Annotated in this window: 9 protein-coding genes and 1 riboswitch; of the genes, 4 read left to right on the top strand and 5 right to left on the bottom strand. The window is 65.4% G+C overall.

Annotated features, from left to right (window positions below; all coding sequences use genetic code 11):
• Positions 1 to 118 precede the first annotated feature (118 nt).
• From VC352_RS16515 to VC352_RS16495, 5 genes are all read right to left on the bottom strand, one after another.
• Positions 119 to 667, bottom strand: a complete 549-nt coding sequence (locus VC352_RS16515; RefSeq protein WP_322980609.1) for a tetratricopeptide repeat protein — start codon at positions 665 to 667, stop codon at positions 119 to 121.
• A gap of 106 nt (positions 668 to 773) precedes the next feature.
• Positions 774 to 1406, bottom strand: coding sequence for a hypothetical protein (locus VC352_RS16510; RefSeq protein ID WP_322980608.1), 633 nt, complete (start codon positions 1404 to 1406; stop codon positions 774 to 776).
• Entirely contained in the window at positions 1406 to 2695 is a 1290-nt protein-coding gene (gene hemL, locus VC352_RS16505) for a glutamate-1-semialdehyde 2,1-aminomutase (protein WP_322980607.1), read from the bottom strand. Before hemL ends, VC352_RS16510 begins: the two co-directional genes overlap by 1 nt.
• A 23-nt stretch (positions 2696 to 2718) precedes the next feature.
• The gene (gene thiE, locus VC352_RS16500) at positions 2719 to 3342 is read right to left on the bottom strand and encodes a thiamine phosphate synthase (RefSeq protein ID WP_322980606.1); all 624 of its coding nucleotides are present in this window, start codon (positions 3340 to 3342) and stop codon (positions 2719 to 2721) included.
• Positions 3339 to 4136: a hydroxymethylpyrimidine/phosphomethylpyrimidine kinase gene (locus VC352_RS16495; protein ID WP_322980605.1), complete on the bottom strand. Its 798-nt coding sequence runs from the start codon at positions 4134 to 4136 to the stop codon at positions 3339 to 3341. Before VC352_RS16495 ends, thiE begins: the two co-directional genes overlap by 4 nt.
• A gap of 229 nt (positions 4137 to 4365) precedes the next feature.
• On the opposite strand from VC352_RS16495, the gene VC352_RS16490 reads away from it, so the two are divergent.
• From VC352_RS16490 to VC352_RS16475, 4 genes are all read left to right on the top strand, one after another.
• Positions 4366 to 6777, top strand: a complete 2412-nt coding sequence (locus VC352_RS16490; protein WP_322980604.1) for a hybrid sensor histidine kinase/response regulator — start codon at positions 4366 to 4368, stop codon at positions 6775 to 6777.
• 119 nt (positions 6778 to 6896) lie between these two features.
• Complete coding sequence (locus VC352_RS16485; protein ID WP_322980603.1) at positions 6897 to 7538, top strand: TetR/AcrR family transcriptional regulator; 642 nt, start codon at positions 6897 to 6899, stop codon at positions 7536 to 7538.
• Positions 7535 to 9184 carry an acyl-CoA dehydrogenase family protein gene (locus VC352_RS16480; protein ID WP_322980602.1) on the top strand — a complete coding sequence of 550 codons (1650 nt, stop codon included), beginning with the start codon at positions 7535 to 7537 and terminating at the stop codon, positions 9182 to 9184. The genes VC352_RS16485 and VC352_RS16480 overlap by 4 nt, the downstream gene beginning before the upstream one ends.
• 153 nt (positions 9185 to 9337) lie before the next feature.
• Positions 9338 to 9541, top strand: a riboswitch (cobalamin riboswitch).
• A gap of 38 nt (positions 9542 to 9579) precedes the next feature.
• On the top strand, positions 9580 to 10263 hold the full coding sequence (locus VC352_RS16475; RefSeq protein ID WP_322980601.1) for an energy-coupling factor ABC transporter permease: 684 nt from the start codon (positions 9580 to 9582) through the stop codon (positions 10261 to 10263).
• Positions 10264 to 10334: the final 71 nt, after the last annotated feature.

Raw genomic sequence — 10334 nt, 5'->3', positions numbered from 1 at the left:
GGCTTGCAACTCCTCCCCCGATGATCAGTCGGGAACCATAGCCTCACTGAAAGGCTTTGGTCGAGATACAAGGGTGGGCTTTAGCTAGGTAGGGTGGGCCCACCCTACGCCCTACGGGTCAGGGCAGCGGCGCGAAAGGCGAGCGGCTTTCGGCGGTCTGCAGTTCCAGCAGGTAGCTGCGGAAAATCTGCCCCAGCACCTGGCTGGCGATTTCCAGTTCATCGCGACGCATCTGCGCCGACACCAGGTCGGCGGTGTCCATGGCTTCGTCCGAGCCATTGACCGAGGCCATCTTCAGCACGATGTAAGCCTGCACGTTGTTGGCCGGTACGCCTTCACCACGGAAGAACATGGTGCCCAGGCGTAGCTGCGCCTCGGCGTGGCCTTGCAGCGAGGCGCGCTCGAACCAGGTCAGCGCCTGCTTGAAGTCGCGCGGGGTGCGTTTGCCGTCGTAATAGTATTCGCCGAGTTCGAAAGCCGCCTGGACGTTGCCGCTGCGCGCCATGTCCTGGCAACTGGCGAGAGCGTCGGGCATTTCTTCGGCAGGGCCGTTCAGGGCACAACTGCCGGTCGCCGGGATCAGCAGGGAATTGCCGCCTGCGAGTGCAAACAGCGGGAGGAAAAGCAACAGGCAGCCCATGGACAGGGTGCGGCCGGTGCGAGTCATCTGGATTACGGCGCCTCAGCGGTTCGGGGCGGGTTACAGGCCCGGTCGGCGCGATACGTGCCGACCGGCGCATTATGGAATAAACCGCCGCGATCTTACAAAGCCTTTACCCGGTGTGTTGCTCGCGATTACCCGGCAGCGTCAGCAGTAACCACGCCAGTAGCGGATAGGCCGGAGCGAGAATGACGTGGAACAGGTCGATACGGCGCACCGGGCCGAGCCAGCCTTCGCTGCCGACGGCCACGCCGGCCAGCAGGAACAGGCCAACGACCAGCGCGCCAGCGATAACCGCTCCACGCCGAGGCCATTGCACGGCGCCTGCATAGGCGATGGCTGCGAGGCTGGCCAGGTTCAGCGCCAGGCGGTACTCCTCCAGATGGCCGAACTGACGAAACAGCTCGAAGAAGGCGCACAGCCCGAGCAGGATGCGCCCCCAGTTGGGGCGACTCCAGACCCAGCCTCGCCCCAGCGCCAACGCAGTCGCGCCCAGCAGCGGCAGGCCGAGAAAGCTGCTGGCCTGTGACAGCCACAGATGTGCCGCCTGCCAGCTTGGGTCGAAACCGTAGCGGATCACCCCGACGCTGGCGGCGGCCGCCGGCAGGAGGAAGCCGAGCAGGGCGCAGAACAACGCCGGCTGGTCGCCCTCTCCGTAGCGCCCGCGTGCCCGGCCTATCCACAACACACAGGCGGCGCAGGCGATGGTCAGCAGTCCGTCACTGAAGGCGGTGCTGTACTGCATCAGCCTTTTTTCAGCTCGGCGAAGGCGCGCTCGGCGGCGGCGAAGGTGATGTCCAGCTCCTTGTCGCCATGGGCGATGGAGGTGAAGCCCGCTTCGAAGGCGCTCGGTGCTAGGTACACGCCACCGTCCAGCATCAAGTGGAAGAAGCGGTTGAAGCGCGCGCTGTCACTGGCCATCACGTCGGCGAAGGTGACGATGTCGTCGGCGCCGCTGAAGTACAGACCGAACATGGCGCCGGCTTGCGTGGTGACGAAGGGGATGCCGGCGGCATCGGCGCGCTCCTGCAGGCCGGCGAGCATGCGCGAGGTGTAGTCGCTCAGCTCGGCGTGAAAGCCTGGGCGGCTGATCAGCTTGAGAGTGGTCAGGCCGGCAGCCATCGCCAGTGGGTTACCCGACAGGGTGCCGGCCTGGTAGACCGGGCCGAGCGGGGCGATGCAGCCCATGATCTCGCGCTTGCCACCGAAGCAGCCGACCGGCATGCCGCCGCCGACGATCTTGCCGAAGGTCGACAGATCCGGCGTGATGCCGTAGTGCGCTTGCGCACCGCCGAGGGCGACACGGAAGCCGGTCATCACTTCGTCGAAGATCAGCACCACGCCATGCTGGTCGCACAGTGCGCGCAGGCCTTCGAGGAAGCCCGGCGCCGGCGGCACGCAGTTCATGTTGCCGGCCACCGGCTCGACGATGATGCAGGCCACGGTCTGGCCGACTTCGCTCAGGGTCTGCTCGACTGCGGCGATGTCGTTGAAGGGCAGGGTCAGGGTGTGTTTGGCGAAGTCTGCCGGCACCCCGGCCGAGCTCGGCACGCCCTGGGTCAGCAGGCCGGAGCCGGCTTTCACCAGCAGGCTGTCGGAGTGGCCGTGGTAGCAACCCTCGAACTTGATGATGCTGTCGCGACCGGTGTAGCCACGGGCCAGGCGGATAGCGCTCATGGTCGCCTCGGTGCCGGAGCTGACCATGCGCACCATCTCCATCGACGGCACCAGGCTGCACACCAGCTCGGCCATCTCGGTTTCCAGCGCGGTCGGCGCACCGTAGGACAGGCCGTGTTCCAGTTGGCGCCGCACCGAGTCGAGTACGTCCGGGTGGCTGTGGCCGAGGATCATCGGGCCCCAGGAACCGACGTAGTCGACGTAGCGTTTGTCGTCCTCATCCACCACGTAAGCGCCTTCGGCGTGCTTGAAGAACAGCGGCGTGCCGCCGACGCTGCGGAAGGCGCGTACCGGCGAGTTGACGCCGCCGGGGATGTGTTTCTGAGCGTTGGCGAAGAGGATTTCGGAGCGGGACATGTCAGGTTCTCTCTGCAAAATGATCAATCGAACAGCGCGGCAAAGGCGCGGGCGCGGTCTTCCACCTCGGTGGCAGAGTCCGCAGCGAACAGGGCGTGGATCACGGCGATCATGCTGGCGCCACGGGCGATCAGGCCGGGTGCGGTTTCCAAGGTCACGCCGCCGATGGCGACGATGGGCAGGGCGAAACGTGCGCGGGCCTGATCCAGCAGCTCCACGGTGGCCGCCGGAGCGCCGGGTTTGGTGTTGGAGTTGAAAAAGCGGCCGAAGGCGATGTAGCTGGCGCCTTCGTCTGCAGCGCGCTCGGCCAGTTCCAGCTGGGCATGGCAGGTGCCGCCGATCACTGCATCCGCGCCCAGGCGGCTGCGGGCAGCGGCCAGCGAGCCGTCGGTCTGGCCCAGGTGCAGGCCGACGCCCAGGAGTGCGGCCAGCTCTAGGTCATCGTTGATAATCAGCGTGGCACCGTGGCGCTGGCACAGTTCGGCCAGTGCCTGGGCTTCATCGAAACGGCGCATGGCATCGGCGGACTTGTCGCGGTACTGCAGCAGCCGCGCACCACCAATCAGCGCCGCTTCGGCGTAGGGCAGCAGCTTGCCGCCGGCCAGCAGCGGTGTATCGGTGATGGCGTAGAGGCCGCGCAGGCTCATTGGCCGTAATCCAGCGGCAGGCGGCGCGGCACGTACTGACCGTGGCCGGGTTGCTCGGCGTCGCGCAGGGTGCGCCAGGTGTAATCCAGGGCGCTCTTCACCGCGCTGACCAGTTCTTCACCCAGCGCCAGTCGACCGGCCAGGGTGCTGGCCAGGGTGCAGCCGGAGCCATGGTAGCTGCCGGGCAGGCGTGCGCAGGTAAAGGTGTGGCGACTGCCATCGCGGCAGTAGAGGCGGTTGTGCACTTCGGCTTCGTCGCCGTGGCCGCCGGTGATCAGCAGGTGCTCGATAAAGGGCAGCAGTTTCTCGGCGCATTCGTCGGCTGTGCCTTCCGGCAGCTCGGCAAGGATGCGCGCTTCCGGCAGGTTCGGCGTGGCGATGGTGGACACGGCGAACAGACGCTCGCGCATGGCGTAGCCCACGTCGTCCTTGCCCAGTGAACCACCGCCACCGGCACGCAGCACCGGATCGCAGACCAGCGGGATGCCGGGCAACTGGCTCATCACCTCAAGCACGGTCTCGACCATGTCCACCGAGCCGAGCATGCCCAGCTTGACGGCGGCGACCGGCATGTCTGCCATCACCGCACGGGCCTGGGCCAGTACCCAGTCGCGGTCGAGCACACGGAAGTCGGAGACGTTGACGGTATCCTGCACGGTCAGGGCGGTCACCGTCGGTGCGGCGTGGCAGCCTTGAGCCAGCAGGGCTTCGATATCGGCCTGCAGGCCGGCACCACCGCTGGGGTCGTGGCCGGACATGCAGAGCACTACGGGGCGGGAGTTTGGCGTTTTCATGGTGCGCGAGCTTATCACTAACCGCTTCTCGCGGCCTCACCACGCATTGCCGCACGGAGCGGCCGGGCGGCTTTTCTGCACTGGCGTGCCGCAAGCGAGCGGGCAAATCTGGAAAAGCGAGTCGACTGCCCCTAGAGTATCGGCATTCGAATATAAGTCTGCCGTGCGTGACGACATCATCGAGGGGTAATGGGGTCCCGATGTCGTCCGACAGGGCTCGTGGGGTTGTATGTACCGGCTGCTCCTGCTCTTCGTGAGCCTCGTTCTTTCCTCGCTGGCAGGTGCCGTGACCTTCGACGAGCAGACGCGCGCACTGCCGCTCGGGCAGAGTATGTACGTGTTCGAGGACGTGCGCGGCGACGCCAGCATCGACGACATCGTTTCTCCGGCGCTGGAGCGCAGTTTCGTTCGGCACGAACGGCCGGTGCTCAATGCCGGCTATTCGCGCTCGGTGTTCTGGTTGCGCCTGGATTTGCAATACCAGCCGCAGAGCCTGAAAGGGCCGCGCCACTGGTTGCTGGAACTGGCCTACCCGCCGCTCGATCATCTGGAACTCTACAGTCGTGGTGCCGACGGCCGCTTCAGCCTGGCGCAGCGCACCGGCGACGCGCTGCCCTTCGACAGTCGGCAGATCAAGCAGAACAATTACCTGTTCGAACTCGAACTGTCGCCCGGTGAGTCGCAGCGCTTCTACTTGCGCCTGGAAAGCCAGGGCTCGATCCAGGCACCGTTGACGCTGTGGGCGCCCAACGCCTATCTGGAGCAGCAGCCCGAGCGCATCTACGTGCTTGGGATCATCTACGGCGTGCTGCTGGTGATGCTGGTGTACAACCTGTTCATCTTCCTCAGCGTACGCGACACCAGCTACCTCTATTACATCCTGTATATCGCCTCGTTCGGTCTATATCAGGTATCGGTCAACGGCGCCGGCATCGAGTATTTCTGGCCCAACAGCCCCTGGTGGGCCAATGCCGCCACGCCATTTCTGATCGGTTCAGCCGCACTGTTCGGCTGCCAGTTCGCGCGCAGCTTCCTGCATACCTCGGAGCACAGCCCGTGGGTCGACCGCAGCCTGATGTTGCTGATGCTGTGTGGCGCCGTGGTGATGATCCTGGCACTGACCATCAGCTATGCCACCGCATTGCGCCTGGCCACCTACCTGGCGCTGGGCTTCACCGTGGTGATCTTCGCCGCCGGCATTCTGGCCTGGCTGCGCGGCATGCGCGTGGCACGCTATTTCATCTTCGCCTGGACGGCCTTCCTCGTCGGTGGGGCGATCAACACGCTGATGGTGTTGGGTTATCTGCCCAACGTCTTCCTCACCATGTATGCCAGCCAAATCGGTTCCGCCATCGAGGTCGGCCTGTTGTCGCTGGCGCTGGCCGACCGCATCAACGCCATGAAGGAGGAGCGCGCGCGCATCCTGCAGGATGCCGGGCACAAGCTGGAGGCGCTCAACCAGGAACTGGCCGACAGCAACCGCTTCAAAGATGAATTCCTTGCCACCGTCACCCACGAGTTGCGCACGCCGATGAATGGCGTGATCGGCTCGCTGGAACTGATGCAGACGGTGAAGATGGACGTGGAACTGGAGCAGTACCAGAAAACCGCCGCGGCCTCGGCCCGTGACATGATGCGCATGGTCAACGACATCCTCGCCCTCACCGAACTGCAGGCCGGCAAGCTCTACCCGCGCCGCGAAGCATTCAGCCTGCGCGGCCTGTTCGATGGGCTGCGCGCCCAGTATGCGCCGCGTGCCGAAGAGAAAGGTCTGCGTTTCGAGTTGAACCTCGATGACAGCCTGCCGGACATTCTCGAAGGCGATGCCGGCAAGCTGGCGCAGGCGCTTGGCTACCTGCTGGACAACGCCATCAAGTTCACCAATGAAGGCCAGGTCAGCTTGGAGATCGGTCGGGCCAGTCGGGCAGGAGAAGGCTTGCCCCTGACCGTGGTGGTGAGCGACAGCGGCATCGGCTTCGACCCGGTGGAGAACCTCCTGTACCAACGTTTCCGTCAGCTCGATGGCTCGATGACGCGCCAATATGGTGGTCTTGGCATCGGCCTGGCGCTGTGCCGGCAACTGGTCGACCTGCTCGGCGGCAGCCTGACGCACGACTCCACGCCGGGCCAGGGTAGCCGCTTCCGTCTCGATGTACCGCTGACCTTGCCTCAGCAACCTGCCAGCGCGGGCGTGCGGCCTGTCCGACGTAGCGGCGGGATCGCGCAACGCACACCGCAGCAGTGCACGGTGCTGGTGGTTGAGGACAACGCTATCAACCAACTGGTGACACGCGGCATGCTGCTCAAGCTCGGCTACCGCGTGCGCACGGCCGACAACGGCGCCGAAGCGCTCGAGCTGCTGCGTCACGAGCCGGTGGATGCGGTGCTGCTGGACTGCCAGATGCCGGTGATGGACGGCTTTGCCACCTGCCGCGCGCTACGTGGCCTGCCGGGCTGCGCCGAATTGCCGGTGCTGGCGATCACCGCCCACAGCCACAGCGGGGACCGCGAGCGCTGCCTGGCTGCCGGCATGAGCGACTACTTGGCCAAGCCGGTGAAGTTCGACGAGCTGCGCATCCTGCTGCATGACTGGGTGCTCTGCCGCCCAGTAAGCGCTACCAGCGGCACTGCGGCGGTTTGAGCGCCACGCGGTTTACCGTTCATCCCATTCCCGATTCGGCGGCAGGTTTGGCTGGATCGTCGCTTTAGCCATGGTCTGAATCCTGATTCACTGGGTGCGAATGAATCAGGATTCAGACCATGGCCTATCACACCAGTGAAGCGCGCATCGACCGCGATCAGGCGCTGCGCCAGCGCATCCTCGATTGCGCCCTTAAGCGCGTGGTCGAGGGCGGCTTCGCCTCCCTCACCATGCAGGCGCTGGCCGGCGATGTCGGCATCGCCACCGGCAGTCTGTACCGCCACTTTCGCAGCAAGGGCGAACTGGCGGCAGAAGTGTTCGCCACGGCCAGCCAGCGAGAGGTCGATGCCCTGGCCGCTGCGCTGCGTGGTTCCGGCAGCGCGGCCGAGCGCTTGCGCCTGGGGCTCGAGCAGTTCGCGGCGAGGGCCTGGCAAAGCCGCCGCCTGGGTTTTGCCCTGATTGCCGAACCGGTCGACCCGGAAGTCGACGAGCAGCGCCTGCTCTATCGCGAAGCCTATGCCGAACTGTTCGTCGATCTGCTCGGCGAGGGCGTTCGTGCTGGCGAGTTTCGCATCGAGCAACTCGGCCTCACCGCCGCCTGCCTGGTCGGCGCCATCGCCGAAGCCTTGATCGGGCCGCTGTCGCCACCCGCCCGGGCGGCGCGCGAAGCCGGACATGTCGGCCTCACTCTGGATCAGGTCAGTGCCAGCCTAGCCACCTTCTGCCTGCGCGCCGTCGGCGCCGAGGACTCCACGCGATGAAACCCAGCCTGCACGCCGAAACTCATGAGGTGTTCAACCAGGTGCCGAGCCTGGACGGCGCCAATCTCTATCGCCTCGACCTGCCATTGCAGGAGTGGACTCGTCGTTATGACGGGGCCTGGGCCTACGAACGCCTGAGTGCCTACGGCGCATTGGCCGGCGGCACGCTGATGCAGGCCGGCTTTCTCGCCAACGAGAACAAACCGGTGTTCAAGAGTCATGATCGCTACGGCAACCGCATCGACCTGGTGGAGTTCCATCCGGCCTATCACGAACTGATGCGCACGGCGGTCGAGCATGGTCTGCCTTCGTTGCCCTGGGCCGATCCGCGTGCCGGCGCGCATGTCGCCCGTGCCGGCCTGACCTACCTGCACAGCCAGGCCGAGGCCGCCAGTGGCTGCCCGCTGACCATGACCTTTGCCGCCGTGCCGGCCATTCGCCTGCAGCCCAACGTGGCCGAGCAGTGGCTGCCGAAGATCCTCTCCAGCCAGTACGACCCGCGCAACCTGCCGATGGAGCAGAAAACCGGCGTCACCATCGGCATGGCCATGACCGAGAAACAGGGCGGCACCGACGTGCGTGCCAACACCACCCGCGCCTACGCCATCGGTCTTGGCGGGCCGGGGCAGGGCTACGAGCTGGTCGGCCACAAATGGTTCTGCTCGGCGCCGATGTGCGACGCCTTCCTCACCCTGGCCTACACCGACAAGGGCCTGTCGTGCTTTCTGCTGCCGCGTCATCGCCCGGACGGCACGCGCAACCAGTTCTACATCCAGCGCCTGAAGAACAAGCTGGGCAACTGGGCCAACGCCTCCAGCGAGGTGGAATACCGTGGCGCCTTCGCCTGGATGCTCGGCGAGGAAGGACGCGGCGTGCCGACCATCATCGAGATGGTGGCCATGACCCGCTTCGACTGCATGGTCGGCTCCAGTAGCCTGATGCGCCAGGCCCTGACCCAGGCCGCGCACCACTGCGCGCACCGTCAGGTGGGCGGCAAGCGGCTCGCCGACCAGCCACTGATGCAGAACGTGCTCGCCGACCTGGCGCTGGAGAGCGAAGCCGCGCTGGCGCTGTGCATGCGCATGGGCCGCGCGCTCGACCACTCGCATGATGCGCAGGAAGACAAGTTCGCCCGCCTGGTCACCGCCGTGGGCAAATACTGGATCTGCAAGCGCGCCCCGGAAATGATCTACGAGGCCAGCGAGTGCATGGGCGGTGCCGGTTACGTCGAGGACACCATCATGCCGCGCCTTTACCGCGAGGCGCCGGTCAACTCTATCTGGGAGGGCTCCGGCAACGTGCAATGCCTGGACGTGCTGCGCGCTCTGTCCAAGGAGCCGGGCGTTCTCGATGCGCTGTTCAATGAGCTGGGCGACGGCCACGGAGATGCCCGCCTCAGGGCGCATATTCAGCGCCTTAAAGCCGATTTTGCCGATACCGCCGATATCCAGTATCGCGCCCGCCAACTCACCGAGGATATGGCCGTGGCACTGCAGGCCAAGCTGCTGCTGGAGGCCGGCAACGCCACCGTCTCAGATGCCTTTATCGCCAGCCGCCTGGAAGGCCGTGGACGGGTCTACGGCACTCTGCCGCGAGGTGTCGACGTCGAGGCGTTGCTGGCGCGTAGCACGCCGAATCTGCTTTGATTCTTGAGCGATCTTTAACAAGGAAAAGTTGGTGGATTTTTAGCGGCTGATTTTTCCCTTTGGGATAGTTGGTCGTACTAAACGTGTTCCCCGCGCCAACAGGGATGAGCCAACCGCGCCAGCCCGGCGCGCTGTTTTTTAGCCCAGCAGGCGAGTAATCTGACGGCCGATGGTTCTGCGTGCACCTACGTGACGCGGATGAAAAGGGAACAGGGTGCGGCGAGTCTCGCCAATGCCCTGGCTGCCCCCGCAACTGTAAGCGGCGAACGATGCCCTCATGCCACTGACTCCGGTCGGGAAGGCGGGCGAAGTGCCAAGCCGTGAGCCAGGAGACCTGCCATCGAATCCATCGATCCTCCAACTCGTCGCGCGGTGGGCGCGGCCAAGGAACTTGCATGCATATCGAACCCGGTGTCGTCGAAGGCGCCAAGATTTTCCTCAGCTACGCAACCGCAGTCGGTGCCTTTGGCCTGACCGCCAAACTGGCGCGCGATGCCATTCGCGACAACGGCGGGGCGACCGCCCTGGCGCTGCGCAGCCTGCTGACCACCGCGCTGGTGTTCTGCTTCTTCGAGGTATTCCCGCACCATGCGGTTGGCGTTTCCGAGGTGCACCTGATCCTCGGCTCCACCTTGCTCCTGCTGTTCGGCGCCGGTGCCACGGCCGTCGGTCTGGCCGCTGGCCTGCTGCTGCAAGGGCTGTTGTTCGCCCCATTCGACCTGCCGCAGTACGGCATGAACGTCACCACGTTGCTGGTGCCGCTGTGGGCCATCAGTGTGCTGGCCAAACGGATCGTCGCGCCCGGTACCGCCTATGTCGACCTGTCCTACAAGCAGGCGCTGGCGCTGTCGACCGCCTATCAGGGCGGTATCGTCGCCTGGGTCGGCTTCTGGGCCTTCTACGGCCATGGCTTTACCAGTGATAACCTGGCCGCCGTGGGCAGCTTCGGCCTGGCCTACATGAGCGTGATTCTGGTCGAGCCGCTGATCGACCTGGGCGTGCTGGCTGGTGCCAAGGCGCTGGCGCGTTTCAGCCGAGGCCCGCTGTTCAACGTGCGTTTGCACCAGGCGGCAGCCTGATCCAGAGCGCGGTGACCGATGCGCTCGGTCGCCGCGCTATGTTTTGCCATGAGGTTGCAGGCAAGATAGGG

This window comes from Pseudomonas sp. C11, assembly GCF_034683865.1.
Classification (GTDB): Bacteria; Pseudomonadota; Gammaproteobacteria; order Pseudomonadales; family Pseudomonadaceae; genus Aquipseudomonas.
Note: the sequence above shows the minus strand (reverse complement) of the source record. Positions and strands in the feature narration are given on the sequence as shown.